Genomic DNA, 26,975 nt, shown 5'->3' with positions numbered 1-26,975 from the left:
GGGCCGATTCATGGCTGGGCGCTCCAGCCGCCGGCCGGGGCGGCGAAACGATAGACCATGGGGCGTTTTTCACCATCGGCCCGGGGGCCGAAATTGTTGTCGATACCCAGCCAGGCCCCGCTTTCGTCAATGACCAGCGCCTCGGCCAAGCCATAGGGCTGGGCGTAGCGGCGTTCGGGGGTCAGGGTTTCGTCGGCGAACGACCAGCACAGCTCGACCTTGGCCGTGACCGCATCGCGCCGGCAAATCTGGAACGCATTACGCTCCAGGGTAAACAATTTGCCGTTGTACAGCGCCAGGTCGGAAAAATCCTTGGACACCGCCTTGGCATCGGTGAACTTGGCCGGCTGCACTTCCTGGCCGGCCTCGCTCAGCAGTACGCACGGGCCATCGCAATCCCAGAGGCTTTGCGCACGCTTGATGGAGATCAGCCCGCGCCGCTCGCGCTCGGCCGCCAGCCAGAGCTGGTTGCCTTCCGGGTTGATCGCCAATCCTTCAAACAATGCGTTGAAGTGCAGCAACATGCCGCTGGCGCGGGCCTCTCGCACCATGCTCGGGGCGATTTTCAGCCATTGCGGCGCGCCGCTCACTGGCACCTTCAGCACCGCGGCATGGGCTTCGCTGACAATGTACTGATTACCCATGCCATCACAGCTGATGCCTTCAAAGTCCAGGTCACCGCCGCGAATGAACGAAGCGGCCTTGGTACGCGAGCGCAGCCCCCAGGGCAAGCCGGAGTCCGGCACCGGCGGCACCTCGATCTTTACCGCGTCGGCCTGCCAAGTGGGCGCACTGGTATCCAGGCGATAGATCTGATCGTCATCACGATCGGACACCGTAAACAGTTCGTTACCGCACTGCGCCAGCCCCGACAGGTTGCCGCCGCGCATGCCGTCCACCGGGTGTTCGGACACGAGTTTGAGTTCCACCACGGGCGCGGCGGCGACGGTGGTCGCTGCCAGCCCGCTCAACATCAGGATCGCCAGGGCGAAGCCTGTGCGCATCAGCCCAGAACCTCGGCCAGGTTGCCCTTGGATTCCAGCCAGGATTTGCGGTCCCCGGCGCGCTTCTTCGCCAGCAGCATGTCCATCATTTCACTGGTGGCGGCGAAATCGTCCAGGGTCAACTGCACCAGGCGCCGGGTGTTCGGGTCCATGGTGGTTTCACGCAGTTGCGGCGGGTTCATCTCGCCCAGGCCCTTGAATCGGGTGACCTGGGGCTTGCCGCGTTTCTTTTCGGCTACCAGACGGTCGAGGATGCCATCGCGCTCGGCTTCGTCCAGGGCGTAGAAGATCTCCTTGCCCAGGTCGATCCGGTACAACGGCGGCATGGCGACGTAGACGTGGCCGGCATCCACCAGCGGGCGGAAGTGCTGCACGAACAGCGCGCAGAGCAAGGTGGCGATGTGCAGGCCGTCGGAGTCGGCGTCGGCGAGAATGCAGATCTTGCCGTAGCGCAACTGGCTCATGTCCGCCGCGCCGGGGTCGACACCGATCGCCACGGCGATGTTGTGCACTTCCTGGCTGGCCAGGACTTCGCTGCCATCGACTTCCCAGGTGTTAAGGATCTTGCCACGCAACGGCAGGATCGCCTGGTATTCCTTGTCCCGCGCTTGTTTGGCGGAGCCGCCGGCGGAATCACCTTCGACCAGGAACAGTTCCGAGCGCATCGGATCCTGCCCTGCGCAATCGGCCAGTTTGCCCGGCAGCGCTGGGCCCTGGGTGATGCGCTTGCGCTCGACTTTCTTGCTGGCCTTGAGGCGACGCCCGGCGTTGTTGATCGCCAGCTCGGCCAGGGCCAGGCCCAGTTCCGGATGCTCGTTGAGCCAAAGGCTGAAGGCATCCTTGACCACCCCGGAGACAAACGCCGCCGCTTCACGGGACGACAGGCGCTCCTTGGTCTGCCCGGAGAACTGCGGCTCCTGCATCTTCATCGAGAGCACGAACGCGATGCGCTCCCACACGTCTTCCGGCGCCAGCTTCACGCCGCGCGGCAGCAGGCTGCGGTATTCGCAGAATTCGCGCATGGCATCCAGCAAGCCCTGACGCAGACCGTTGACGTGAGTACCGCCCTGGGCGGTCGGGATCAGGTTGACGTAGCTTTCCTGCACGCTGTCGCCGCCTTCGGGCAACCACAGCAGAGCCCAGTCGACGGCTTCCTTGTTACCCGCCAGGCTGCCGCAGAACGGCTCGTTGGGCAGGCGTTCGAAGTCGCTGACCGAGTCTTCCAAATAGGAACGCAGGCCGTCTTCGTAATGCCACTCGACCTTCTCGCCGGTGCCTTTGTCTTCAAAGGTGACCAGCAGCCCCGGGCACAACACGGCCTTGGCCTTGAGCACGTGCTTGAGGCGGCTGATGGAGAATTTCGGCGAATCGAAGTATTTCGGGTCCGGCGCGAAGTACACGCTGGTGCCGGTGTTGCGCTTGCCAACGGTGCCGATCACTTCCAGGTCGGTGGCTTTGTAGCCATCGGCGAAGGTCATCTGATACTCGTTGCCATCGCGCTTGACCTTGACCCGCACCAGGGTGGACAAGGCGTTGACCACGGAAATACCCACACCGTGCAAACCGCCGGAAAACTGGTAGTTCTTGTTGGAAAACTTGCCGCCGGCGTGCAGCTTGGTAAGGATCAGCTCGACGCCCGGCACGCCTTCTTCTGGGTGGATGTCCACGGGCATGCCGCGACCATCGTCGGACACTTCCAGGGAATGGTCTGCATGAAGAATGACGTGCACCGACTTGGCGTGCCCAGCCAAGGCTTCGTCGACGCTGTTGTCGATGACTTCCTGGGCAAGGTGGTTCGGCCGACTGGTGTCGGTGTACATGCCGGGGCGTTTGCGCACCGGGTCGAGGCCCGAGAGGACTTCGATGGCGTCGGCGTTATAAGAGCTAGCGCTGGGAGTGGCCATGGGGTCTCATCGTGAGTCGTTCGATTAAAAAGTAACCTGCGGTTTGCAAGGCAATTACAGTGCCGAGAAATCGAAGGATTGATACTGATCTGCGCCAATGCCGGCAAAACTGAGCAGCGCCGGCAGTTGCCGGGCAAACCCCTGGTAACCATGATCGCCACCGGCCTGGATGCGTAAGGCACAGGCCCGGTAATACTGCTGGGCGAGGCGATAATCCAGTGTTTCATCGCCGGTCTGCAACCACACTTGATAACGCGCGGCATCCTGGGGAGCCGGCACTTCCAGCTCGGCCAGCGCCGTCACATGGTCCTGGGTCAGTTCCCAGGTTTCATCGGTGTAGAGGTTCTTCTGGGTGCCCAGGTAACCGTCGAACATCCGATGGGGGCTGACCGCCGGGTTGACCAGCAGCGCCTTTAGGCCATGGCGCTCGGCAAGATGGGTTGCATAGTAGCCGCCGAGGGAGCTGCCGACCAGCAGCGGCCGCCCCAACTGGGCAATGGCTTGTTCCAATTGAGGAATTGCCTGACGTGGATGGTGATGCAGGGCCGGCACGCGCAACTGATCGGCCAGGCCCAGAGCGTCCATGACACCTATCAACTGGCTGGCCTTGTTGGACGCCGGCGCGCTGTTGAAACCGTGGATATACAGGATCGAAGCCGACATGCCGGGCTCTCCATGCTTACGCGAAAAAGGCGCAGTTTACAGGGATCGAGGTGGCGTGAGCAGCCGATGATCCAACTGGGCGCAAGCTATCTCCCACCGTTATGAGGAGTGTTTGCGGTCTTTAATAGCCGTTGCTGCCGTAATCGACGGTAAAGGCGAAATCTTTGAGCCGCTCCACCCCGGTCTCCAAACTCCCATCGGCATGCAAACGCAACCAGCGATAGCCCGGTGCCTGCTCGCTGACCTTGAAATCCTCGCTGCCCGGCGCGAACTGGATGCAGGTGGAAGGCGACGCCAGCAGGCGCACGCCATTGCGCTCGCGGTCGATCTCCTGGTGCACGTGGCCCCAGAGCACGGCCTTTACCTGGGGAAAGCGGTCCAGCACGGCAAACAGGGCCTCGGGGTTGCGCAAGCCGATGGGCTCCATCCATGCGCAGCCGAACGACACCGGATGGTGGTGGAAGCACACCAGGTGATGACGATCCGGCGCCTCGCTCAAGGACTGAGCGAGCAATTGCAGCTGCTGGTCCTCCAGATAACCCGGTACGGAGCCAGGTACGGCGGAGTCCAGCAGGGTAATGCGCCAGTGGCCGATATCGACCACCGGTTCCAGCAAATCACTGTGCTCGGCGGCTTGGGCCATGAGGAGCGGTTCGTCGTGATTACCGGGGATCCAGCGCGCGGGAGCGTCAATGGCCGCGGTCAAGGCGCGAAACTGCTGATACGACTCAAGCGTACCGTCCTGGGACAGATCCCCCGTGGCCAGCATCAGGTCGATAGACGGCTGTTGCTTGCGCACCAATTCGATCACCCGTTGCAGGCTCTCGCGGGTATTCATGCCCAGCAACGTGGCGTCGCCCTCGGCAAACAGGTGGCTGTCGGACAGTTGCACCAGCAACGCCGAAGCGTCGGGGCTCACGGTGGATACGCTCGGCAAGGCGCTCTCCCAAGGCAATCACAGAAATGGACGGTTGGCGCGATTATGCTGGGCAGGACACAAAGAGGAAACCTAAGGAAGCAGACGCAGTTCACATCTACCGCACGACTTCGAACTCGTGCCCCAGTGCCAGACAATGGCTCAGCCATTCACCAAGGAACACATTGAGCTGGGCTTTTTCATCGGGCTGATGCATGAACACATTCGGGTAAGGATAGATGCTGCGAAAGCGCCGCGCATGTTCGGCGCTGATCACTTCGGCCATGCGTGCATCGTGGTACACCTGCACTTCCAGTTGCGGTACCGGCAACCATGGCAGGCTGTGTTCCTGGCGCACGCGCAGGGTGGTGGTGTACGGGCAATTGACGATGACTTCCAGGGCCAGTACGCCGAGCATCTGGTCGCCATGGGTCACGCCGATGCGCCGCGCCTCGGGGGCGTGGCGCATGTCGGGGAGCAAGCGCATCAGCCGCGCATAGTTGGCCTCGCAGGCCGCTTGCAGCCCGATCAGGTCGACCCGATAACGTTCCCGTGCCTTTACTGCCATAACCCCCTCACTTCCGCGCGGTTAAGCGCTAGCCATTGCAGGGCGATAATGCTGGCTGCGTTGGAAATTCTGCCGTCGCGCACCGCTTGCAGGGCGTCTTCGAAGGCCCAGGTGGTGACGCGGATGTCTTCTGCTTCTTCTTCCAGGCCGTGAACGCCGCCTGCGCCCGTGCTGTCGCAACGGCCCAGGTACAAGTGGACGAATTCGGTGCTGCCGCCGGGCGACGGGAAATACTTGGTGATCGGCCACAACGCGGAGAAGGTCAGCCCAGCTTCCTCCTCGGCTTCACGGTGCGCAACCTCCTCCGGTTGCTCATCCTTATCGATCAAGCCGGCGACCATCTCCACCAGCCACGGGTTGCTCGCGCGGCCCATGGCGCCCACGCGAAACTGCTCGATCAAGACCACCTCGTCGCGCTGCGGATCGTAGGGCAATACACACACGGCGTCGTGACGGACGAAGACTTCGCGGTTGATCACCCGGCTCATGCCGCCATCGAATTTCTCGTGGCGCAGTTGCACGCGATCGAGTTGGTAGAAGCCCTTGTAGGCATTGTCGCGCTTAACGATTTCAATCGTACTCGGCGTCGATTTTGCAGTGTCCGTCATATCCCTTCCTCGTTATGCCTGGGCGATTCGCGCCATCCTAACGCGCTCGCGCCCCTTGGTGCAGCCCCTTTCCGGTTGCCGGGATAGACGGCGGACGTCAAACTCACTCTAAATAGCTTAGTGGCGAACTGACTGCCTCGCTGGCAGTCGAAGCACCACAAATTTCGCTCTTATCGTTAGACGAAGGACATCCATGTCGCTCTTAAAGATTGCCTCCGTGGCCTGCATCGCATTGACCCTCGGTGCCTGCCAAAGCCTGTTCCAACCGAGCTATCGCCCCCCGCTGGAAGCCACTCGCGACGCCACCGAGCAGAGCAAGCCGGGCTGCGCCAGCGCCGACTGCCCGCTGGTGAACATCGACACCGTGCACTTTGCCAAAGAGCCCAAGCTCGACGCCTTGATCGAGCAGCGCCTGCTGGACATGACCCGCACCACCCCGAACGAGCCCTTGCCCACAAGCCTGGAAACGTACCGCGAGCAGTTCCTGAAAACCGCCGCGCCGCGCAACAGCATGTATTTGCAAGCCAAGGTACGCGAGCAGCATGACGGCTTGGTGATCATCGAACTGTCCAGCTATCTGGACCAAGGCGCCACCCATGGCGAGCCGGGCCGCGCGTTCATCAACTATTCGCGCCAGCAGCAAAAAGCCCTGTCCCTGACCGACATGCTGCTGCCGGGCAAGGAAGACGCATTCTGGAAAGCCGCCCAGGTCGCCCACAATAGCTGGTTGATCAGCACCCGCCTGAGCCTGGAGCAGGAGTTCGTGAAGACCTACCCCTTCCAGAAAACCCCGAACGTGGCGCTGACCTACGGCGGCGTGATCCTTAAGTACCCGACCTCGACCATCGCACCGTACGCCCTGGGCCACGTCGAGTTGCAGATCCCCTACTCGCGCCTGGAAGGCATCCTCAAGCCCGAACTGGTGCCCGCGCGCCGCTGAAGGCCCGCCCGAGCATGAACTGCAGCAACCCTGCCAGCACCAGCGCCGGCAGGGTCGCGCCGATATCCGGGTAGAGATTGGCCAGCAGGTGATAGGTGCCAACCCCACCCAACCAGGCCAACAGCGCCGGCCAACGCAGAGCAGTCGGTACGCCCTGGCCACGACGGCGCAGGGCAAAATGATCCACCAGCACCACGCCGAACAGCGGCGCGAACACCGAACCGATCAACAGCAGGAAATTCTGGTACTGCGCCAGCGGCGCCAGGCAGGCGATCAGAGTACAGATCACGCCGATAGCCAATGCCAGGTGCTCGACTTTCAAACGCAGCAACATCCCGCTGGACACCGCCGCCGAGTGGATATCGGCAAAGGCGTTTTCAGATTCATCCAACAGGATCAATAGCAGCGGAATCCCCAGTCCAGCCCCAGCCAATGCCAGCAGCAACGCATTCACTTCACCGCTCGGCGCGAACGCCAGGGTGTAGGCCACACCCAGGCTCATCAGCCAGAAATTACCGATTAAAAAGCCCAGCGCGGTACCGCCGAATACGCTTTTGGCGCGTTTACCGAAGCGTGAGTAATCGGCGATCAGCGGCAGCCAGGACAGCGGCATGGCGATGGCGATATCAAACCCCACCGCAAAGGGCATCGAACCGTCACCGGCCTGGGCCCAGAGTGCGCCTAGGTCGGCCTTGGCGAACAGGTTCCAGGTCAGCCACAGGCAGGCCGCCAACAGCAACCAGATGCCCCATTTACGCAGGATCTGGCGCACGAACGTCAGCGGCCCGCTGACCGCCAGCAAGGTTGCCAGACCACCGAAAAACAGCGTCCACAATAGCGGGCTGGCCAACAGGCTGCCCTCGCCGAACGCCCGCCTGCCCAACAGGCTGGCGGCATCACGCATCACGATGATTTCGAACGAGCCCCAGCCGATCAACTGCAACAAGTTGAGCAGCGCCGGCAGGCTGGCGCCCTTGGCCCCAAGGCTGAGCTTGAGCGCAGCCATGGCGGACAAGCCGGTGTCGCTACCGATCACACCGGCAGCGGCCAGCAACAGCACGCCGACCAGAGTGCCGAGGAAAATCGCCAGCAAGGCACCCGACAAGCCCAGGCCCGGCGCGAGCAATGCGCCGGTTTGCAGGACCATCAGGCCGATGCCGAGGGAGAACCACAGGGAAAACAGGTCGCGGGCGCCGAAGACTCTTTTGTCAGCAGGCACCGCGATGTCAGGGGAATAGGTACTCGATTGAGTGCTCAAGGCGGGTATCTCTGAGGGGCATGTGTTGTTAGGGAGATTGCAATCGGGGCGGTGCGACGACTCGACAAGCCCCCCACACTTGAATGTGTTTGCCATTCAAAATGTGGGAGGGGGCTTGCCCCCGATAACGGCGGTACAGGCACCGCCGTCTCCGCCTTAGACCTTCTTGTACAACTGGCTGCCTTCCTGTCTGAACCGCTCCGCCTGCTCCGCCAGGCCCTTGGCCACGTCCACATCCACCGCGTCAATGCGCTGGTTGGCCGCGTACTCACGCACTTCCTGGGTGATTTTCATCGAGCAGAACTTCGGCCCGCACATCGAGCAGAAATGCGCGACTTTGGCCGAGTCCTTAGGCAGGGTTTCGTCGTGGTAGGAGCGCGCGGTATCCGGGTCCAGGCCGAGGTTGAACTGGTCTTCCCAGCGGAACTCGAAGCGCGCCTTGCTCAAGGCGTTATCGCGGATCTGCGCGCCCGGGTGCCCCTTGGCCAGGTCGGCCGCGTGGGCGGCGATCTTGTAGGTGATGATGCCGGTCTTTACGTCATCCTTGTTCGGCAGGCCCAGGTGCTCCTTGGGCGTGACGTAGCAGAGCATGGCGCAACCGAACCAGCCGATCATCGCCGCACCGATGCCGGAGGTGATGTGGTCGTAGCCAGGCGCAATGTCGGTGGTCAGCGGGCCGAGGGTGTAGAACGGCGCTTCGTCGCAGCATTCGAGCTGCTTGTCCATGTTCTCCTTGATCAACTGCATCGGCACGTGGCCGGGGCCTTCGATCATGGTTTGCACGTCGTGCTTCCAGGCGGTCTTGGTCAGTTCGCCGAGAGTTTCCAACTCGCCAAACTGCGCGGCGTCGTTGGCGTCGGCAATCGAACCGGGGCGCAGGCCGTCGCCCAGGGAGAAGCTGACGTCATAGGCCTTCATGATTTCGCAGATTTCGTCGAAATGCGTGTAGGTGAAGTTCTCTTTATGGTGCGCCAGGCACCACTTGGCCATGATCGAACCGCCACGGGACACAATGCCGGTGACGCGCTTGGCGGTCAGCGGCACGTAGCGCAGCAGCACACCGGCGTGGATGGTGAAGTAGTCGACACCCTGCTCGGCCTGCTCGATCAGGGTGTCGCGGAACAGCTCCCAGGTCAGGTCTTCGGCGGCGCCGCCGACTTTTTCCAGGGCCTGGTAGATCGGCACGGTACCGATCGGCACCGGCGAGTTGCGGATGATCCACTCGCGGGTTTCATGGATGTGTTTGCCGGTGGACAAGTCCATCACCGTGTCCGAGCCCCAGCGGATGCCCCAGGTGAGTTTTGCCACTTCTTCTTCGATGGACGAACCCAGGGCGCTGTTGCCGATATTGCCGTTGATCTTCACCAGGAAGTTACGGCCGATGATCATCGGTTCCAGTTCGGTGTGGTTGATGTTGGCCGGGATGATTGCGCGGCCACGGGCGATTTCTTCGCGCACGAATTCCGGGGTGATGATCTTCGGCACGCTGGCGCCGAAGCTGTGGCCGGCGTGCTGCTGGTCGAGCAAGCCACTGGCCCGGGCTTCTTCGAGCTTCATGTTCTCGCGGATGGCGACGTATTCCATCTCGGCGGTGATGATGCCTTTGCGCGCGTAGTGCATCTGGGTGACGTTGGCACCGGCCTTGGCGCGGCGCGGGTTCTTCACATGGGCAAAACGCAGGGCGGTCAGCTCGGCATCGCTCAGGCGCTGCTGGCCGAAATGCGAGGTCAGGCCGGCCAGCCGCTCGGTGTCGCCACGGGATTCGATCCACGGCGAACGCACATCGGCCAAGCCTTTGCGCACATCGATGATCACATTGGGGTCGGTGTAGGGGCCCGAGGTGTCGTACACGGTGACAGGGGCGTTGATTTCACCGCCGAAATCGGTGGGGGTCACGTCCAGGCTGATTTCGCGCATGGGGACGCGGATATCCGGGCGAGTGCCCTGCACGTAGATTTTTTGCGAGCGGGTAAACGGCTGCACGGAGCCAGAGTCGACCTTGGCCGATTCACTCAAATGCACGGTATTTTTTAGTTTTGTAGTCATCACGGGCTCTCCAACTTATCCAGGCGGTGGATGTTTGTCGGAGCGAACCTGTGACGGATGGACGCACTGGAACCAGTGCTGTGCTTGGCGCACGAGGGCTGCTCGGTAAACGAACAACATCCCGGACGAAGCACAAGAGGACTCGCCGGGTGACGAGAAATCTTGTTCCCTACGCAGGCGCTAACCTGATCAGGTTCAACGGGATCCGGTATTTACCGATCTCAGCCTTCCAACAAGGCACCCCGACAAGAACGCGGCCAGTCTAGACCATGGAATGGGCAAATTGCCAATGGTGCTGCTTTCAGCGTGATGAATGGCATGATTGCAGGATTGTTGCGTCGGGTCGGCGCCACTACACTCGGCTACTGCCCAAGGCTTGACGCTCTGAAACAGCCGCCGTAGCCTTGGCCGTCGAATTATCACCGTAATATTTATTCAGGGATCGCCTCATGCTGCGCAAACTCTCACTGGCTATTGCCGTGTCTTGTGCGACCAACGGAATGGTCTGGGCAGCTGAAGCGCCCTTGTCCGCCAGAACCGACCTGGTCAGCGTCTATCAGGAAGCGGTGGATAACAACGCCGACCTGGCCGCCGCCCGCGCCCAATACGGCGCGCAAAAAGAAGTGGTGCCTCAGGCCCGCGCCGGCTTGCTGCCGAACCTCTCCGGCGGCGCCGACATCAACAATGTACGCACCCAGATCGACACACCGGCCGCCACCGCCAACCGCGATGCCCACTCCTGGCGCGCGACCCTCAGCCAGCCGCTGTTCCGCGCCGACCGTTGGTTCCAGTTGCAGGCGGCTGAAGCCACCAATGAACAGGCAGCGCTGCAACTGTCGGCCACCGAACAGAACCTGATTCTGCAGAGCGCAGAGAACTACTTCGCCGTGCTGCGCGCCCAGGACAACCTGGCCTCGACCAAGGCCGAAGAGAACGCCTTCAAACGCCAACTTGATCAGTCCAACGAGCGCTTCGACGTGGGCTTGTCGGACAAGACTGACGTGCTGCAATCCCAAGCCAGCTACGACACCGCGCGGGCCAACCGGATTCTGGCGCAGCGTCAGGTAGAAGATGCGTTTGAAGCATTGATCACCCTGACCAACCGTCAGTACAACTCGATCCAGGGCATTGTCCACACGCTGCCGGTGTTGCCGCCGCTGCCGAACGACGCCAAGGCCTGGGTCGAGACCGCTGGGCGCCAGAACCTCAACCTGCTGGCCAGCAACTATGCTGTCACCGCCGCCGAGGAAGTCCTCAAGCAGCGCAAGGCCGGTCACGCGCCAACCTTGGACGCGGTGGCGCAATACGAAAAAGGCGATAACGATGCGCTGGGGTTCAGCAACCCGAATGCCTTCGGCACGCCCTATCGCGGCGATGTGGAACAACGCACCATCGGCCTGCGCCTGAATATCCCGATCTACAGCGGCGGCCTGACCAGCTCGCAGGTCCGCGAGTCGTACTCGCGCCTGGGCCAGACCGAGCAGCAACGCGAAGGCTTGCGCCGCCAGGTGGTGGAAAACACACGCAACCTGCACCGCGCGGTTAACACTGATGTGGAACAGGTACAGGCGCGCCGCCAGTCGATCATCTCCAACCAGAGCGCGGTGGAAGCCACGGAAATCGGCTATCAGGTGGGTACGCGCAATATCGTCGACGTGCTCGACGCCCAGCGCCAGCTCTATGCCTCGGTACGCAACTACAACAACAGCCGCTACGACTACATCCTCGACAACCTGCGTTTGAAGCAGGCCGCGGGCACGTTGAACCCTGGGGATCTGCAGGACCTGGCGCGCTACCTCAAGGCTGACTACAACCCGGACCGCGACTTCCTGCCGCCGGACCTGGCCAAGGCCGCCGCCGAACAGCTCAAGGCCCGCCCGAATAATTAATCACGCGGCTAAATCATGTGTGAGGGGCTTGATCATGCGGGAGGGGCGGTGCGACGATTCGACTTGCCCCCGATAGCGCAAGACAGCCAACACTTTTTGACCTGACAGATCGTCATCAAGGGCAAGCCCCTTTCTCCCTTTAAATCGCGATCAATCGGCCCAAACCATTGAGCAAGCGCTCAAGCGCGCCCTGGTTGGCCTGCATCACCTTGAGCCCCGCCTGCGCCATCTTGCGGGCATCCTGAGGCAGCTCGAACAACTGTCGCACGGCTTCGGCCAACCCTTCGGCGTCATCCACTTCGCGCAACGCACCGGCTTCGCGCATCATCGCGGTGATTTCGAGGAAGTTGAACACATGCGGCCCCATGATCACCGGCAGCGCCAACGCTGCCGGCTCCAATGGGTTGTGCCCTCCGGTCGCCACCAGGCTACCGCCGACGAAAGCACTGTCGGCCAGGGCGTACAGAAACAGCAACTCCCCCATGGTGTCGCCCAGCAGCACCGATGTCTGCGCCGTGACGGGCTCGCCGCTGGAGCGCCGAACCGTGGCGAAGCTTTGCTGCTGGCATAGATCGAACATCGGCCCGAAGCGTTCCTGATGGCGCGGCACCAGGATCAACAACGCATTGGGGTAGCTGTCGAGCAGTTGACGATGGGCGGCAAGTACCACTTCATCTTCGCCGGCGTGGGTGCTGGCGGCGATCCACACCGGCCGCTCAGTGGCACCCCATTGCGCACGCAGCGCGGCGGCGCGGGCCGGCAACTGCGGGTCGATGGTCAGGTCGAACTTGATCGAACCCGTCACTTCCACGGTCTCGGGGCGTGCGCCCAGGCTCAGGAAACGCTGGGCCTCGGTCTGCGTCTGCACGGCAAGCAGGCTCATCTCGGACAACATCGGTGCGGTCAACTTGGCGAAGCGCCCATAGCCCTTGGCCGAACGCGCCGACAGCCGCGCATTGGCCAGCGCCACCGGAATGCCGCGCTGGGCGCAGGCGTGAATATGGTTGGGCCACAGCTCGGTTTCCATGATCACCGCCAGTTTCGGCTGCACGCGATCCAGAAAACGCTTGGCCGCGCACGGCACGTCATAGGGCAAATAGCAGTGCTGGATGCGCGGCTCGTTGGCGAACAGGGCCTGGATACGCTCGGAGCCGGTGGGCGTCATGCAGGTGAGCGTGATCGGCAAGTCCGGATAACGCGCCAGCAACCCGCGCACCATGGGCGCAGCCGCGATGCTTTCGCCCACCGAGACGGCGTGCACCCAGATCCCGCCCGGCTGCATCGCCGGCAAACCGTAGGAAAACCGCTCGCCCACGCGCTGGGCATAGGCCGGCGCCTTGCGCGCGCGCAGCCACAGACGTAAAGCCACCAATGGCAGCGCCAGGTAAAACAGGCAGGTGTAGAGAGTTCTATTCATGGCGGCGGAGTTTATCGGCTTTTTCAGTCAATCGCCCGCAGGCACTCGGCAAAACGTTCGGCGAGAAATCTCGCGGCGGGCCCCAGGGGTTCATCGCGCCGCCAGACCAGCTCCACCACCAGCGCCGGCGGAGTCCATTCACTGTCGAGTTCGACCATCAGGTTCTGATACGCGGGGTATTGCACCACATGCCGGGGAAGCCAGGCCCAACCCAGGCCACGGATCAACCATTCGGCCAGCACGTAGAAGCTGTCGGCCCGCCAGACCTGCGGGCTGGCGGCTTCACTGCCGGGGTAGACACTGGTCTGGGTCGACATCAGCAACTGACGGTATTGCGCCAGGCCCTGACAATCCACGCGATTCTGCGCCGCCAGCGGGTGGTGGCGCCCGCAGACCGTGACCATCTCCACACTGCCCACCACGCGGCGCTCCAGCGCTTCGGGGATTTGATCGTGATAGAACAGCATGCCCAGGTCAGCCTTGCGCTCCACCAATTTGCGTGCGACATCGCCCTGGGCTGCACTGGAAAGCTGCACTTCCAGATTGGGAAATTGCCCGGCCAAGGCGTCCAGGCTGTCGAGCACTGGCTGGTACAGCATGGCCTCGTCCTGAGCCAGGCGCAGGCAGGCTTCTTCGCCGCGCATCAATGACAAGGCGCGACCGTTAAGGCGTTCGCACTGGCGCAAAACTTCCCGGGCCTCTTCGAGCAACACCGCGCCGGCTTCGGTCAGCCGCGGCTGGCGGCCGCTGCTGCGCTCGAACAAGCTCACGCCCAGGTCAGCCTCCAGCATTGCAATCCCACTGCTGACCGCCGACTGCGCCTTGCGCTGCCCCCGCGCCACCGCCGAAAAAGAACGCTGCTCGGCAACGTTCACAAATAAGCGCATCTGTTCCAGATTCCATTGAACGCTCATGGAGCAACCTATCTCTCATACTGATAGGTAATGACTTTACCCCATCTAAGCAGCCGCTAAAATGCCGGCCTATTGACCCGCCCTACGCCGAGGATTGACCTATGAATGCCGCCTACTGCTACCTGGCCATCGCCATCTGCTCGGAAGTGATCGCTACGGTATCCATGAAAGCCATTAAGGGCTGGAGCACGCCGATCCCACTGCTGTTGGTGATCGTCGGCTACGGCGTGGCGTTCTGGATGCTGACCCTGGTGGTGCGCACGGTGCCGGTGGGCGTGGCCTATGCCGTGTGGGCCGGGATGGGGATCGTGATGGTCAGCGTGGCGGCGCTGTTTATCTACGGGCAGAAGCTCGACCTGCCGGCGATGCTGGGCATGGGCCTGATTGTGCTGGGGGTGGTGGTGATTCAGCTGTTCTCGAAAACGGCTGGGCATTGAGTCGCGGCCAACGTGTCGCACTGATGAGGCAGCGCAGCGCGCTATACTAGGCGCCCATTTCCAACGCAGAGGTCCCGCGCGCATGCCTATTTCCACCGACGTTCTGATTGTCGGCGCCGGGGTTGCCGGCCTCTGGCTCAACGTGCGCCTGCGCCGCCAGGGGTTTTCCACGGTGCTGGTAGAAAGCGCCACCCTCGGCGGCGGACAAAGTGTGAAGTCCCAGGGGATCATTCACGGCGGCGCCAAATACGCCCTGCACGGCGCCCTCACCGGCGCCTCCGAAGCCATCGCCGACATGCCGCGCCGCTGGCGCGAGGCCCTGGCCGGCAGCGGCGAGCTGGACCTGTCCGGGGTGCGCGTACTGTCCCAGGCGCACTACCTGTGGTCCCCCGGCACCCTCGCCGGCAATCTCACCAGCTTCTTCGCCAGCAAGGCTGTGCGTGGCCGTGTGGATCAGGTCAAAGGCGACGATTTGCCGCCAGCTCTGCAAGACAAGCGCTTCAAAGGCAAGGTCTATCGCCTGGCCGAACTGGTGGTGGACGTGCCCAGCGTGATCGAGCGCCTGGCACAACTGGGCGGTGACAGCCTGCTCGCCGGGCAGCACATCGAACCGCTGCAGGACGGTGGCACCTTGGTGGGCCTGAAGGTGGACGGCCGCGAGATTCGCGCCCAACGCATTGTATTGAGCGCGGGCGCCGGCACTGCCGACTTGCTCAGTGCCCTGGGCTTGAGCCAGCCGGCCATGCAGACGCGGCCACTGCATATGATCCTCGCCAAGGGCCCCGGCCTGAAGCCGCTGTATGCCCATTGCCTGGGCGGCGGCACCAAGCCGCGCCTGACCATCACCACGCACCCGGCCGCCAATGGCGAATGGGTGTGGTACATGGGCGGCGACATCGCCGAGGCCGATGGCGTGGCGCGCACACCGGAAGCACAAATCGCCACAGCACAGAAAGAGCTGGCGCATTTGCTGCCCTGGATCGACATGCACCAGACCCGCTGGGCCACCCTGCGAGTCGACCGTGCCGAACCGCTGCAGTCGGGCCTGAGCCGTCCCGATAACGCTTTCCTCGCCGAACAGGGCCGCCTGCTGGTGGGCTGGCCGACCAAATTGGCCCTGGCGCCAGATTTCGCCGACCGCGTGCTGCACAGCCTGGAACGCGATGGCATCCAGCCAGGCCCCACGCAACCGCTGCCGGAGTTGCCCAAACCCGCCCTCGGCGTACCCGCCTGGGAGACCCTGCTGCCATGAGCTTGCCGACCCTGCACGACCTGCATCGCCCGCTGGGCAACACCGGCCTGCTTGTTTCGCCGCTGGGCCTGGGCACCGTCAAACTGGGGCGCGATCAAGGGGTGAAATACCCCAACGGCTTTCAGATTCCAGGGGATGACGAGGCGCGCATGCTATTGCGCCAGGCTCGCGAGCTGGGGATCAACCTGATCGACACCGCGCCGGCCTATGGCATGAGCGAAGAACGCCTGGGGCCGCTGTTGCGTGGTCAGCGCCAGGACTGGGTGATCGTCAGCAAGGTGGGTGAAGAGTTCGAAGCGGGTGTCTCCCGTCACGATTTCAGTGCAGCGCATACGCGCATGTCGATAGAACGCAGCTTGAAACGACTTGAAACGGATTTTATCGACCTGGTACTGGTGCATTCCGACGGCAACGACTTGCACATCCTCAACGACTGCGAGGTGTACCAGACCCTGGCGCAGCTCAAGCAAGAGGGCAAGATTCGCGGTTTCGGTTTCTCCGGCAAAACCGTCGAAGGCGGCTTGAAGGCCCTGGAGCAAGGCGACTGCGCGATGGTCACCTACAATCTGAACGAACAGGCCGAGAAAGCCGTCATTGATTATGCAGCGGCCCACGGCAAAGGCATCCTGGTCAAAAAAGCCTTGGCCAGCGGCCATGTCTGCCTGGAACCCGGAATGGATCCAATACGCGCCAGTTTCACCTTGTTGTTTGCGCAAACGGGCGTCGCCAGTGCTATTGTCGGGACCATTAACCCGCTGCACCTGGCCCATAACGTGGCGACCGCTGCCCAGGTCATTCGTCAACGCTGATGCCGCCCACGCGGCCGACCCCGTCGCAAGAAGGAGCCGACATGCCGCGCACGCTCATAAGAAAAAACCCCAGCAACTTCAAGACACTGCCGCTGCACGTTGAAGCCACCCCCGAGGGCCTGAGTTACCAGAGCGTCGGCATGCCGCTCAACTTCGCCCAGACCCTGCAACGGCGCAAACCGGTGGACGTACCGGACGCCGAGCGCTTCGCAGTGGAACTGGCCAACCTTGGGGTCTCGGTGCGTCTGACCTTGCACTGGCAGAACCGCGATTATTGGGTGCTGGTGCGCCAGCGCCGCCAGGACCGGGGCGACGTGGTGCTCAAGCTGATTTCCGGCTACGTCCCGGCTCACGAATTGAACCTGCCGCTGCACACCGCCATCCAGGAAATCGCCGAAGAGTGCCTGCTGGAAACCCCCGAAGGCTGGCTCGGCGGGCGCTTCAACGATACCTGGCTGCCGGCGCCCTACTCCGCCGCCCTGCATTACCGCGAGGCGCTGCCGTTTCGCCTCAGCCCATTGTCCGGCGCCGCGCGCCCGGTCCGCTGCGCCACCACCCAGTTGATCGAACGCCCACGGGCCTATGTGCACCTGCCCACCGCCTCGCTGCAATTGATTTACGACCTGCGCCTGGAAGTGCCCAAGGAAGCCAAGTCCCTGAGCCTGTTCCATGTGGATGAGCGCCTGGAAGGCGACCAGTTGGTAGCGCGCCTGGACCGTCAACGCCCGGACTTGTACCTGATGCCACTGAAAGACGGTCAACCACTGGCCGAGTTGTACACAGTCAAGAAAGACCAACTGCACCCCGCCAGCACACGGGGCCTGTTCCTGGCGGAGAGCTTCGCCCAGCAGGACGGCTGGGTGGTGCGAGAAGAGCGGATTCGCTGGAAGGATTGGCTGCGCCAGCAGGGCCTGGCGCAGCCGGAGAAAGAATCGAAACTCAAACGCCTGACCGGCAAAGCGCGGCGGATGCTGGGCAAGATTGTGCCGAGGAAAAAGGCCAGCCGCTAATCAAGCAATTAGCGTACTGGCCACAGGATTCAGCCGTTAAGCAGGCGCTGCAAACCGACCTTCAACGGCGTGGGTTCAGGCAGGGTGAAGCTGGCCAGCAACCGCTGGTTGTTCGCCCGCGAATGTCGGATATCTCCCGAACGCGCCGGCCCGTAAGTCACGGCGGGCAACGAGCCCACCGCTTCTTCCAATGCCTGCAAGACCTGCTTGAGGGTGGTGGTGCGGTTCCAGCCCACGTTGATCGCACCCAGCGGCGCATCCGGCGCTTCGATGGCCTGCACCAATACGTCCACCAGGTCTTCCACGTACATGAAATCGCGAGTCTGCTCGCCATCACCGAACACGCTGATGGGCAGGCCCTGCTGGGCACGTTCGCAGAAGATGCTGATTACGCCGGAGTACGGCGAGGACGGGTCCTGACGCGGCCCGAAGATATTGAAGAAACGGAACATCACCGGCTCCAGACCATGCTGGCGACGGTAGAAATCAAAGTAGTATTCGCCGGCCAACTTGTCGGACGCGTAGGGCGTCAGCGGCGCCTTGGTGGTCTCTTCGTCGATCGAGGCCCCTTCGCCATTGTTGCCATACACCGCCGCGCTGGACGCAAACACCACGCGTTTGACCCCGGCCTTGCGCATGGCTTCGCACACATTCAAGGTGCCGACGAAATTGCTCTGGTGCGTGCTGACCGGGTCGTCCACCGAGGCCTGCACCGAGGCCACGGCGGCCAAGTGTACGACCGCCGTCGCGCCGAGGGCAGCCTGACCCACCAGTTCGGCGTCGGCCACATCGCCTTCGAGCAGCTCCACGCGCGGATTGTCCAGGGGCAGGTTGCTGCGTTTGCCGGTGGACAGATTATCCAGCACCCGCACGGCATAGCCTTTGGCAAGCAGTGCATCGACCAGATGCGAGCCGATAAAGCCCGCGCCCCCGGTGATCAAAACCAACGGTTCAGCCTTATTCATTGTTGCGGATCTTCTCGACGATTGCCGTGGTCGAGCTGTTCTCCACCAGGCCCAGCACTTTGACCGTGCCGCCGTAAGCGCTGACGATATCGGCGCCGACCACCTGGTCGACGGAGTAGTCACCGCCCTTGACCAGCACATCGGGTTTGACCTGGGCCAACAGATTTTCAGGGGTCGCTTCAGGGAAGCTGATCACCCAGTCCACCGCGCCCAAACCGGCCAGGACCGCCATGCGCCGGTCGACGCTATTGATCGGACGGCCGGGGCCCTTCAGACGGCTGACCGACGCATCGTCATTGACCGCGACGATCAGACGATCGCCTTGGGCGCGGGCCTGCTCCAGGTACGTCACATGACCAGCGTGGAGGATGTCGAAGCAGCCGTTGGTGAACACAATGCTTTCGTTGTGGGCACGGGCGTCATCAATCGCCAGCAGCAATTGCTCGATGCTCAGCACACCGCGCTCCGAGCCTTCGGAACGCTGGATCGCGCGACGCAATTCCGGAGCACTGATGGCCGCGGTGCCCAACTTGCCGACCACGATGCCCGCCGCCAGATTGGCCAGGGCCACCGCGTGGGGCAGTTCTTCGCCAGCGGCGATGGACGCGGCCAGGGTGGAGATCACTGTGTCGCCGGCGCCGGTGACATCGAACACTTCACGGGCCCGCGCCGGCAGATGCATCGCCGGGTGGCCGGGGCGCAGCAGGGTCATGCCGTGCTCGCCACGGGTGACCAGCAAGGCGCCCAGATCAAGGTCAGCCATCAGCGTGGCGCCTTTGTTCACCAAGTCGTGCTCATCGGCACAACCGCCGACGATAGCTTCGAACTCGCTGAGATTCGGCGTGATCAGGCTGGCACCTCGATAAATCGAGAAGTCCTTGCCCTTGGGATCGGCCAATACGGGGATGCCCTTGGCTTTGGCGGCCTGGATCAGCATTTGGTGGTTCTTCAACGCGCCTTTGCCGTAGTCGGACAGCACCAGCACCTTGATGCCTTCGAGCAGTTCGTCGACCTGACCGCTGAGGGCCAGGGCGTCGGTGGCGAAGGGCTCTTCGAAATCGATTCGCAGCAACTGCTGGTGACGGCTCATGACCCGCAGCTTGACGATGGTCGGCTGATGGGCGATGCGCTGGAACAGCGCACGCACGCCGGCGCCGCGCAGGCTGTTGGCCAGGCTGTCGGCGGCTTCATCGTCGCCGGTCACACCGACCAGCGAGGCCGGAGCGCCGAGGGCGGCGATATTAAGGGCAACGTTGGCAGCGCCACCTGGACGGTCTTCGATTTGCTCGACCTTGACTACCGGTACCGGTGCCTCAGGGGAAATCCGTGAGGTACCACCATGCCAGTAACGGTCGAGCATGACATCGCCGACCACCAAGACAGGGGCTTGATCGAATCGCGGCATGGACAACTTCATGGAGCAACCCACATACAAAATGAACAGGGGCGCGATATTAGCACAGGGTTACAGCAGGCTTGTGGGGGGTGTGACAGAAGATGGTATGGCGAGGGAGCGCACTCCCCCGCCATCGTCAGCCGTAGCGCAGGCGGGCTTAAGTGATATCCGCCGAGACCGGGGCATCCAGGCCCATGGCATGCAGACGGGCGTAATAGCCGTTCTGGGCCAGCAACTCGGCATGGGTGCCACGCTCGACGATCCGACCGTCGTCCATCACCAGAATCAAGTCGGCCTTCTCGATGGTGGAAAGACGATGGGCGATCACCAGGGTGGTGCGGCCCTGCATGACTTTATCCAGCGCGCCCTGGATATGCCGTTCCGATTCGGTGTCGAGGGCCGATGTGGCCTCGTCCAGAATCAGCAGCGGCGCGTTCTTCAACAAGGCACGGGCAATTGCCAGGCGCTGGCGCTGGCCGCCGGACAGCAGCACACCGTTTTCACCCACCTGGGTATCGAAGCCTTTGGGCAACTGATCGATGAAGTCCTTGGCATAGGCGTCCGCCGCCGCCGCTTCAACATCGGCCCGTGGCGCGCCGGCCAGATCGCCGTAGGCGATGTTGTTGGTGACGGTGTCGCTGAACAGGGTTACGTGCTGGGTCACCTGGGCGATGTGCTTGCGCAGGTTGAGCAGTTTGTAATCTTCGATCTCTACGCCGTCGAGCAGGATCTCACCGCTTTCATGGTGATAGAAACGCGGGATCAGGCTGGCCAGCGTCGATTTGCCGCTGCCGGAACGCCCCACCAGGGCGATCATCTGCCCAGGCTCGGCGGTAAAGCTGATGTCCTTGAGCACATGGCGATCGGTGCCTGGGTAAGTGAAGTTCAGCTGACGCACTTCCAGGCGGCCGCTGACCTTGTCACGCTCGACAGTACCGCGGTCGACTTCCGGTGTTTCGTCGAGCTGTTCGAAAATACTTTCGGCACCGGCCACGCCTTTCTGGATGGTCGAGCTGACTTCCGACAGCTGGCGGATCGGCTTGGGCAACAGACCGGCCAAGGTGATGTAAGCCACCATATCGCCCGCCGACGCATCGCCACGCAGGTACAGCACCAGGAACATCAACACGGCCATGGCGGTGTAGATCACCAGTTGCAGCGCCGGTGTATAGATGGCTCCGGTGCGGGTCATGCGCAGTTGCTTGTCGGTATTGCTCTGGCTGGCCTTGAGGAAACGCTTCTCCTCGTAGACTTCGCCGCCGAAGCTGCGCACGACGCGGTAACCCTGGATAGTCTCCGAAGCCACATGGGTCACATCGCCCATGGCGACTTGGATCTTCTTGCTCTGCTTGCGGAATTTCTTGCTGGCCGTGCTGACCATCACCGCGATCAACGGCAGGATGGCGATCATCACCAATGTCAGGCGCCAGTTCATGAACAACAGGGAGGCGAACAGGAAGATCACTGTCATGCCTTCGCGGATCACCACCTTGATCGCGTCTGTCGCCGCACCGGTGACCATGGTCACGTTAAAGGTGATGCGAGAGATCAGGTGCCCGGAGTTGTGGTTGTCGAAGTAGCGGTTGGGCAGCGTCAACAGGTTGTTGAACAACTGCACCCGCAGGTCGTGAACCAGCCCCAGAGAGACCTTGGCCAACAGGTAGTTACCCAGGAAAGACCCCAGGCCCTGCCAGGCCGCGATCAAAATGATCAACAGCGGCACAGCCTGCAGCAATTGCAGGTCACGCAGGTACGGCACTGTTGGGAACAGCACCGCTTCTGGGTTGGAGAGGCCGTCGACAAAATATTTAAGGATGTAACCCAGCATCGGCTGGGTCGACGCGAAAATCAGAAATCCGACGATACTCAACGCGAACAAGCCCGCGTAGGGCCTCACGTAACTGAGCAGGCGGAAATATATTTTCAAGCTCGAAGGGCTTGCGCTCGGACTGGAGTCGGTCATATCACGCGGCGTTTTAAAAAAGGAGGCTGACTTTAGCACAGCTTCTCTGTTGTACTTGCACCCGGCATGACCCAACACCCGGCCGGCCTCAATCGGCGACATTATATAGCCACTACTTTAAGATGGTCGGCTTTCTCTTCCTGGAATGGCTTTCTGTATGCACTCCAACCGCCTCAGCTATGGCGCAAATCGCGTTTTCGACTTCCTGGTTCTATGGATTCTACCCATAGGTTTATTACTGCTTTTAAGTTCGCTGTTCTTCGTGACCAACCGCAATGTGCTGCACAAGTTCTACTACGGACTTTTCAGCGCGCCGACCTTGCTGTTGCTGTGCCTGCGCCCCAGGGAAATCAAGGAGCTGTTGCGCGAGCCGCTGGTGATCGCGTTTCTGGTGTTTTGTGCGTGGGCGTTGACCACGCTGCTCTGGAGCCCGCAACCCACGGTGGATTCCGACCTGTTCAAGCGACCGCTGCACACATTCATGCTGTTTGCCGGCTGTGGGCTGCTGCTGCATTACCGCAACGACATGTTCAAACCGATCTTCTTCAGTGCGGCGGTAATTGCGCTGATCGTCTGCCTGGCCAACCTGATTGCGTTCGCCAAAGGCTTCGAGCCGAGCATGCGCATGATCGGCGGTCGCGGCGCCCTCGATAACCCGTTGCTCAGCTCCCACGTATTCGGCTTCTTCTGCATCTACTGGCTGTACATCTGCATAACCGCCCAGCGGTTGCGAGTACTGTGGTTCAGCGCTCCCGCGCTGGCGGTGATGACGCTCGCGGTATTGGCGACCGGCTCACGCACCCCGCTGGTTGCCCTGACATTGGCAGCCTTCTGGATCGCCTTCGTGCGACGTAATCGCCGTTCGGCAATGATGATCGCCACGCTGGTACTGGGCGCTGCGGCGCTTTTGCTGTTTTATCCCGAGGCGATTACCGAACGAGGCAGTTCGTACCGTCTTGAATTGTGGAGCATGACGCTACACCGCATCGCTGAACACCCGTGGATCGGCCACAGTTTCAACTCGGATCTGTCGCTGGTCGTGGACGCTTACGAGCTGTACGAACCTCACAGTTTTGCCCTCGGCGTGCTCTATTACGTCGGCATCATCGGGTTCATCCCATGGATCTTCATGCTGGGCTGGGGGCTGTACAAAGGCTTCAAGGAACGCGCACAACCGCTGTTCCTGCTGACATCGGCCCTGTTGGCGTACGGCATCGGCGCCGGCTTGACCGAAGGTGGCGGCATCCTGTCGCGCCCTAAGGAACACTGGTTCCTGCTGTGGATCCCCCTGGCGCTGATCGCCGGCCTGAGCATTGCACAGCGCCGTCGCAGTCTGCTGGGCATGGCGGTGCAGACACCTGCCCCACAGGCGTTCGAAGCGCTATCCAAAGGCGCGCAGGTGATAGAAGAGGACGGTCTCGGCCCCAAAGTATTGCGCCTGGAGGACGGCAGTTTCCTCAAACTGTTCAGGGCTCGGCGCTGGTATACCTCCGGCGGGTTCAACCCCTACTCCCAGCGCTTCGCCACCAACAGCCAACATCTGCAGCAACTGGGTATTGCTGCGCCACGCATTCTCGATGTGTATAGCTTGCGCGATGGCAGCAGTGCTGTGCGCTATCAGCCCCTGACCGGCTTGACGGTACGCCAGGCCCTGCAAAGCCTCGACAGCGGCGTTCGAGAAGCGCTGGTGGAGCGACTAGGCCGGTTCATGGCCGTGTTGCATGAGCGCGGCATTTATTTCCGCTCCCTGCATTTGGGCAATGTATTGCTCTTGGAGGACGGTGAGTTCGGGCTTATAGACCTGGCCGACATGCGCATCTACCCGTCAGCGCTTCGCAGCGCCCTGCGACAGCGTAACTTGAAGCACATGCAACGCTATCCGCAGGACCGTAACTGGCTATTCGACACGCACTTCGAACCATTGGTCAGCGGCTACGCATCGGTTGCATCGGCACACGCCACTGGCAAAATCCGCGAACAGGTGCTGACGCTCACTCGCCCCGCGACTTGAGGCCCTAGCAAGAGGCGCCTCGAAGCTGGGGCGCCGGGCAGCGATGTCAGTCTTTTTCCAATGGAGAAAGATACAGCCGGCTCAAACCACGCCAGGTTTTCTTGTTCCACGCGCGGAACGGAATCTGCGCGAGCAGCTCACGCGCCAATGTGCGATCGCGGTTGGCGGTTTTGAGGAACATCGAGCTGAGAAACTTGTAACGCACCTCGTCATAGCGAGGATGATCGCTGAACAGCGCGTATGAGCGCAGGATGTTGTCGATCATGAATCGATGATTCTTGTATGAGTTAGTGGCGTGTTTGCGGTAGCGAGCCATCAGCACATTCAGGCCATCGATGAAGTACCCGGCGCGGGTGATCTTCAGCTCGATCAACAAATCTTCCAGACGGATCTCGGGGTCGAACCCGCCGACCTTTTCCAGCGCCTCGCGCCGAATCATCAGCGTGGGCGCTGGCGGATAAGGTTTGCGCTCCAGAAACATGTCATCGAAATCAAGCCGCCGAAAGGGTACATCCCGGCGCTGGCGTTTCTCTGGGAACAGTTCGCCATTCGAATCGATCAGCTCTATATTGCCGGCACAGATACCGACTTCAGGCTTACCGTCCATATAGGCGACCTGGGTGGCTATGCGCTCCGGCAACATGATGTCATCAGAACCGAACGGCACAACCAACGGCCCCTGGGACCGCGCCACAGCGCCATTGAGCGTGTTGGTAAGACCTTGATTCTGTTGGACACGAAAGTCGAACGAGTAACGCTCCTGCAAGCGACGAATACGCTCTACGCTGTCGTCGGTCGAACCGTCATCAATCACCAGCAACTCGATATTGGAGTAGGTCTGATTCAGGACGCTGAGAATGCTCTGCTCGATATAGGGAGCGTGGTTGTAAGACGCAATGATCACAGTGACCAAGGGCTGACTCTGGTTCATACGTTGTTCCTGTCTACTTGAGCCAAGCCTGAATCAATCAACTTCAGGTATTGCTGGCGAAACACTTCAATATCGTGCTGCGCTTGGAGGTACTGGTAAGCCTGCTCGCCTTTTTGAGCGAGGGCTTCATCGGGCAACGCCAAGTAGGTATCCAGCGCCTGTGTCAGGTCGGGCACATTGGCCGGTTCCACCGCCAGGCCACCCGCGCCTTCGATCAGCGGAAGCATGGCCGGCACGCTGGAGGCGATCACCGGCAAGCGGCCGCTCATACCTTCCAGCAAGGCCAGTCCGAGACCTTCTGCCAGCGAGGGCATTGCCCAGATATCGAAGGCCCGCACATATTGCAGTGCGTTCTCCTTGAATCCCAGCAAATGGACTCGGCCTGCCAGGCCAAGGCTCTGGATTTGGGCCGCGAGGTTGGACTGCTCACGTCCCGCACCAATAATGGCGAGCTGCGCATTAGGGTATTTATCTTTAAGCGCCGCGAATGCCTGCAACAAATAGGTATGGCCCTTCACGGGGACCAGACGCCCCAAGGCACCGATCAAGCGCACCGAAGGGTCGATGCCCAACAACTGACGCGCGCGCTCCCGCGGATGCTGCAAGGCTTCGGCCTGTTCGATATCGATAGCATTGGTAATGGCGTAGGTGTTCTGGTCGGTAAATCCGCACTGGCAATCCAGCAGGTACTGTTTGACCGCAGGCGAAACTCCGACAAACCGCCAGTGTTCGTCGATCCAGCGCGAGGCCTGCTTGCGCCGGTACAGACGATCATATTCACCAAAGCCGTGGGAAATGCCGACACACAGAGGAATTTTCAACCAGCGGTTCAACTGCAACATCATGTTGACCGGCTTGAAGCGGTTGCACACGACGGCATCAAACTTTTCCTTGCGGCAGAATTGATAGAGCCGCCACATGGCGCGCAGCCTCATCCCTTTAAGGGACTTGTCGGAAAACTCGAAATAAACGGACGTTTCGGCGCGACTGACCGGGTCCGCCGGCCCAGGACGGCCGCGCAGGAATGCCGCCGTGACTGTATAGCGCTCTGCGGGCAATGCCTTGACGATCTGCTCAGCCAGGTCGGCAAAATCATGGGATTTGACATTGTAGTCAGGCTGTAATTGCAGGACCTTGAAACGCCGACTCATAACTCTCCTCGATGGAAACCGGTGGCATCAACGACCCAGGATGGCTCAGCAGCCAGCGCCTGGATGTACTCCGCGCTCGACTCTGGCAACAACGGCCACTGATTTCGTTTCCAACACACGAAATGGAAATAGGGAAATTCCTGCTCGCCGTCCCTGTCGTTGGTCAAGCGACCGTCCTTCCAGAACCACTGATGGGGAAAGCGATCACTGCCGTCGTGCCACTTGATCACGCCACCCGGTGTGCTGAACGCTTCAGTGAAATCGCTACGTCGACGCCAGGGGTTGAACTTTCCCACCAACTCAAACAGCGGCTTCGGGAAATTCTTACGCCACAGAAAAATTCGGCTGAAGGCACCTTCATCCAGCGCATGATGCGCTTCATCAGCAAAGCGCGCCTCCCAATCCTTGATCCGCATAAAAACACGCTGCATCTCAGCGGTGTTGCGAATCAGGCACAAATGGCCAGCGACCCGCCGTTCATGGGTGGAGAACAGGTCATAGCCGGCCAACCGCTCGGCAGTGAAATAGCGACGCAGGTTGCCGTAGATAAGGTCCAGGTCACCAAATGCCCAAAAATCATAACCCGTGAGGCGATCCGCATGGATGTACCCCAGCGCGGGTTTGATGTCGCACAGTTTGTAAGGCGCCTGAGGCCCGAAGCGGATGCTCAAGCGTTGGGATACCAACGCGCAGTATTCGTCAAATGTCGTGCTTTCGATCCTGACATTCTCCGGGACGTTTTCCGGAATAGGGCAGTCGCTGAATAATAGCCAGTCAATATCCGGGTTGCGCCGACAGCTTTCCAGAAAGAAAGGCATCCAGAATGGCCAGCGGCCAAAATACGGAATAAGAAAGAGAATGCTGGGGCACGGATTATTCAAAACGGACTCACTGTCATATTAACGGGGGCACTCTGCGCCCCT

Annotated in this window: 23 protein-coding genes and 1 riboswitch; of the genes, 7 read left to right on the top strand and 16 right to left on the bottom strand. The window is 61.4% G+C overall.

What is annotated here, in order from left to right; all coding sequences use genetic code 11:
- Positions 1-8: 8 nt before the first annotated feature.
- The 6 genes from FIV35_RS01320 to FIV35_RS01295 all read right to left on the bottom strand — a co-directional run bounded on the left by FIV35_RS01320 (position 9) and on the right by FIV35_RS01295 (position 5,663).
- Positions 9-1,004: an esterase-like activity of phytase family protein gene (locus FIV35_RS01320; protein WP_034136643.1), complete on the bottom strand. Its 996-nt coding sequence runs from the start codon at positions 1,002-1,004 to the stop codon at positions 9-11.
- Positions 1,004-2,908 carry a DNA topoisomerase IV subunit B gene (gene parE / locus FIV35_RS01315; protein WP_034095584.1) on the bottom strand — a complete coding sequence of 635 codons (1,905 nt, stop codon included), beginning with the start codon at positions 2,906-2,908 and terminating at the stop codon, positions 1,004-1,006. The genes FIV35_RS01320 and parE overlap by 1 nt, the downstream gene beginning before the upstream one ends.
- 54 nt (positions 2,909-2,962) lie before the next feature.
- On the bottom strand, positions 2,963-3,571 hold the full coding sequence (locus tag FIV35_RS01310) for a YqiA/YcfP family alpha/beta fold hydrolase (protein ID WP_034136642.1): 609 nt from the start codon (positions 3,569-3,571) through the stop codon (positions 2,963-2,965).
- 121 nt (positions 3,572-3,692) lie between these two features.
- Positions 3,693-4,508: a 3',5'-cyclic-AMP phosphodiesterase gene (cpdA, locus tag FIV35_RS01305; RefSeq protein WP_034136641.1), complete on the bottom strand. Its 816-nt coding sequence runs from the start codon at positions 4,506-4,508 to the stop codon at positions 3,693-3,695.
- Positions 4,509-4,605: 97 nt separating this feature from the next.
- On the bottom strand, positions 4,606-5,055 hold the full coding sequence (locus FIV35_RS01300) for a DUF1249 domain-containing protein (protein WP_003171323.1): 450 nt from the start codon (positions 5,053-5,055) through the stop codon (positions 4,606-4,608).
- Positions 5,046-5,663 carry an NUDIX domain-containing protein gene (locus tag FIV35_RS01295; RefSeq protein WP_034136640.1) on the bottom strand — a complete coding sequence of 206 codons (618 nt, stop codon included), beginning with the start codon at positions 5,661-5,663 and terminating at the stop codon, positions 5,046-5,048. The genes FIV35_RS01300 and FIV35_RS01295 overlap by 10 nt, the downstream gene beginning before the upstream one ends.
- 193 nt (positions 5,664-5,856) lie before the next feature.
- Between FIV35_RS01295 and FIV35_RS01290 the strand changes: the two genes are divergently transcribed.
- Positions 5,857-6,603, top strand: coding sequence for an RsiV family protein (locus FIV35_RS01290; RefSeq protein WP_034136639.1), 747 nt, complete (start codon positions 5,857-5,859; stop codon positions 6,601-6,603).
- On the opposite strand, the gene cytX is transcribed toward FIV35_RS01290, so the two are convergent.
- Positions 6,572-7,861, bottom strand: a complete 1,290-nt coding sequence (cytX, locus tag FIV35_RS01285) for a putative hydroxymethylpyrimidine transporter CytX (RefSeq protein WP_034136638.1) — start codon at positions 7,859-7,861, stop codon at positions 6,572-6,574. The two genes, FIV35_RS01290 and cytX, sit on opposite strands and share 32 nt — an antisense overlap.
- Positions 7,862-8,017: 156 nt before the next feature.
- Positions 8,018-9,907: a phosphomethylpyrimidine synthase ThiC gene (thiC, locus tag FIV35_RS01280; protein ID WP_034136637.1), complete on the bottom strand. Its 1,890-nt coding sequence runs from the start codon at positions 9,905-9,907 to the stop codon at positions 8,018-8,020.
- Positions 9,908-10,056: 149 nt separating this feature from the next.
- A riboswitch (TPP riboswitch) is annotated at positions 10,057-10,162 on the bottom strand.
- Positions 10,163-10,356: 194 nt separating this feature from the next.
- Here thiC and FIV35_RS01275 point away from each other — a divergent pair.
- Positions 10,357-11,796: a TolC family outer membrane protein gene (locus FIV35_RS01275; RefSeq protein ID WP_034095577.1), complete on the top strand. Its 1,440-nt coding sequence runs from the start codon at positions 10,357-10,359 to the stop codon at positions 11,794-11,796.
- Between the two features lie 139 nt (positions 11,797-11,935).
- Here FIV35_RS01275 and waaA read toward each other — a convergent pair whose 3' ends face one another.
- Positions 11,936-13,213, bottom strand: coding sequence for a lipid IV(A) 3-deoxy-D-manno-octulosonic acid transferase (gene waaA / locus FIV35_RS01270; RefSeq protein ID WP_034136636.1), 1,278 nt, complete (start codon positions 13,211-13,213; stop codon positions 11,936-11,938).
- 23 nt (positions 13,214-13,236) lie between these two features.
- On the bottom strand, positions 13,237-14,127 hold the full coding sequence (locus FIV35_RS01265; RefSeq protein ID WP_034095575.1) for a LysR family transcriptional regulator: 891 nt from the start codon (positions 14,125-14,127) through the stop codon (positions 13,237-13,239).
- A gap of 101 nt (positions 14,128-14,228) precedes the next feature.
- On the opposite strand from FIV35_RS01265, the gene FIV35_RS01260 reads away from it, so the two are divergent.
- From FIV35_RS01260 to FIV35_RS01245, 4 genes are all read left to right on the top strand, one after another.
- Positions 14,229-14,564 (top strand): DMT family transporter, encoded by a 336-nt coding sequence (locus tag FIV35_RS01260; RefSeq protein WP_034095574.1) that lies wholly within the window; start codon positions 14,229-14,231, stop codon positions 14,562-14,564.
- Positions 14,565-14,646: 82 nt separating this feature from the next.
- The gene (locus FIV35_RS01255) at positions 14,647-15,816 is read left to right on the top strand and encodes an NAD(P)/FAD-dependent oxidoreductase (RefSeq protein WP_034136635.1); all 1,170 of its coding nucleotides are present in this window, start codon (positions 14,647-14,649) and stop codon (positions 15,814-15,816) included.
- Entirely contained in the window at positions 15,813-16,625 is an 813-nt protein-coding gene (locus tag FIV35_RS01250) for an aldo/keto reductase (protein ID WP_034136634.1), read from the top strand. Before FIV35_RS01255 ends, FIV35_RS01250 begins: the two co-directional genes overlap by 4 nt.
- A 41-nt stretch (positions 16,626-16,666) precedes the next feature.
- A complete protein-coding gene (locus FIV35_RS01245; protein WP_034136633.1) occupies positions 16,667-17,635 on the top strand; it encodes a hypothetical protein in 969 nt (322 codons plus the stop codon).
- A 29-nt stretch (positions 17,636-17,664) separates the two neighbouring features.
- On the opposite strand, the gene FIV35_RS01240 is transcribed toward FIV35_RS01245, so the two are convergent.
- The 3 genes from FIV35_RS01240 to msbA all read right to left on the bottom strand — a co-directional run bounded on the left by FIV35_RS01240 (position 17,665) and on the right by msbA (position 21,959).
- Positions 17,665-18,600, bottom strand: coding sequence for an NAD-dependent epimerase/dehydratase family protein (locus FIV35_RS01240; protein ID WP_034136632.1), 936 nt, complete (start codon positions 18,598-18,600; stop codon positions 17,665-17,667).
- The gene (hldE, locus tag FIV35_RS01235; protein ID WP_034136631.1) at positions 18,593-20,017 is read right to left on the bottom strand and encodes a bifunctional D-glycero-beta-D-manno-heptose-7-phosphate kinase/D-glycero-beta-D-manno-heptose 1-phosphate adenylyltransferase HldE; all 1,425 of its coding nucleotides are present in this window, start codon (positions 20,015-20,017) and stop codon (positions 18,593-18,595) included. Before hldE ends, FIV35_RS01240 begins: the two co-directional genes overlap by 8 nt.
- Positions 20,018-20,153: 136 nt before the next feature.
- Positions 20,154-21,959: a lipid A export permease/ATP-binding protein MsbA gene (msbA, locus tag FIV35_RS01230; RefSeq protein ID WP_034136630.1), complete on the bottom strand. Its 1,806-nt coding sequence runs from the start codon at positions 21,957-21,959 to the stop codon at positions 20,154-20,156.
- A 157-nt stretch (positions 21,960-22,116) separates the two neighbouring features.
- Here msbA and FIV35_RS01225 point away from each other — a divergent pair, with 157 nt between their 5' ends.
- A complete protein-coding gene (locus tag FIV35_RS01225; protein ID WP_034136629.1) occupies positions 22,117-23,970 on the top strand; it encodes a bifunctional O-antigen ligase/aminoglycoside phosphotransferase family protein in 1,854 nt (617 codons plus the stop codon).
- 46 nt (positions 23,971-24,016) lie between these two features.
- Here the strand turns inward: FIV35_RS01225 and FIV35_RS01220 are convergent, their stop codons facing one another.
- Genes FIV35_RS01220 through FIV35_RS01210 form a run of 3 tightly spaced genes read right to left on the bottom strand, consistent with a single transcriptional unit; the run spans position 24,017 to position 26,933 of the window.
- Positions 24,017-24,901 carry a glycosyltransferase gene (locus FIV35_RS01220; RefSeq protein ID WP_034136628.1) on the bottom strand — a complete coding sequence of 295 codons (885 nt, stop codon included), beginning with the start codon at positions 24,899-24,901 and terminating at the stop codon, positions 24,017-24,019.
- Positions 24,898-26,052: a glycosyltransferase family 4 protein gene (locus FIV35_RS01215; RefSeq protein ID WP_034136627.1), complete on the bottom strand. Its 1,155-nt coding sequence runs from the start codon at positions 26,050-26,052 to the stop codon at positions 24,898-24,900. The genes FIV35_RS01220 and FIV35_RS01215 overlap by 4 nt, the downstream gene beginning before the upstream one ends.
- Positions 26,049-26,933 carry a DUF6625 family protein gene (locus FIV35_RS01210; RefSeq protein ID WP_034136626.1) on the bottom strand — a complete coding sequence of 295 codons (885 nt, stop codon included), beginning with the start codon at positions 26,931-26,933 and terminating at the stop codon, positions 26,049-26,051. The genes FIV35_RS01215 and FIV35_RS01210 overlap by 4 nt, the downstream gene beginning before the upstream one ends.
- Between the last annotated feature and the right edge of the window lie 42 nt (positions 26,934-26,975).

Origin of the sequence: Pseudomonas rhodesiae (assembly GCF_007858255.1) — a bacterium.
Classification (GTDB): domain Bacteria; phylum Pseudomonadota; class Gammaproteobacteria; order Pseudomonadales; family Pseudomonadaceae; genus Aquipseudomonas; species Aquipseudomonas rhodesiae.
This window is presented reverse-complemented; position numbering and strand designations above follow the sequence as displayed.